The 638-nt window shown below is 76.5% G+C and carries 1 pseudogene; it reads right to left on the bottom strand.

Annotated features, from left to right (window positions below):
* Positions 1-638, bottom strand: a pseudogene (locus BKE38_RS29385) (tetratricopeptide repeat protein); the annotation flags it as partial.

Genomic DNA, 638 nt, shown 5'->3' with positions numbered 1-638 from the left:
GCCGGCGCCGCACCTCGGGCGCGCTGACCAGCGACAGGTCGTCGCCGACGGCGGCCAGCGCGGTGATCAGCTGGGTCGCCTCGGATTCCTTGCCCGCCCGGGCCAGGATGCCGGCGGCGACCTGGATCATGCGCAGATTGGCTTCCGGCGATTCGGCGATGGCCAGCCGCACCAGCCGCTCCGCCTCGCGCGGGCGGTTGGCCAGATCGGCGATCATCGCGCCATGCAGGGCGGCGAGACCCCGCAGCCGGCTGCCCTCGATCTGCGGCTTCAAGGTGGCCAGCGCCGCATCGGTGTTGCCGGCGCCGGCCTGGCTCCAGGCCAGCAGCAGCGGCTGCAGCACCTGGGCGGCGCCGGTCCGCGGCATGCCGCGCAGCCGCGCCTCGGCGCGGTCCCAGCGGCCGGCCATGGCGTCGCTGCCGGCCAGCAGCATGCCGGCCAGCTCGCTCTGCGGCAGGCGGCGGGCCAAGCGGGCCGCGTCCGGCCGGCCGTCCAGCACATTGGCCAGGAAGGCGCGGTTCAGCACCTCGGCCTCCTCGGGCGCGAGGCGCAGCGCCTCGTTCAGCTGGTCGGCGGCGGCGGCGGTGTCGGTCTCGGCGGTGGCGAAGCGGCCTGCCAGATAGGCGCCGGACGCGGTG

This window comes from Teichococcus deserti (assembly GCF_001982615.1).
GTDB classification, from domain to species: Bacteria; Pseudomonadota; Alphaproteobacteria; order Acetobacterales; family Acetobacteraceae; genus Pseudoroseomonas; species Pseudoroseomonas deserti.
Note: the sequence above shows the minus strand (reverse complement) of the source record. Positions and strands in the feature narration are given on the sequence as shown.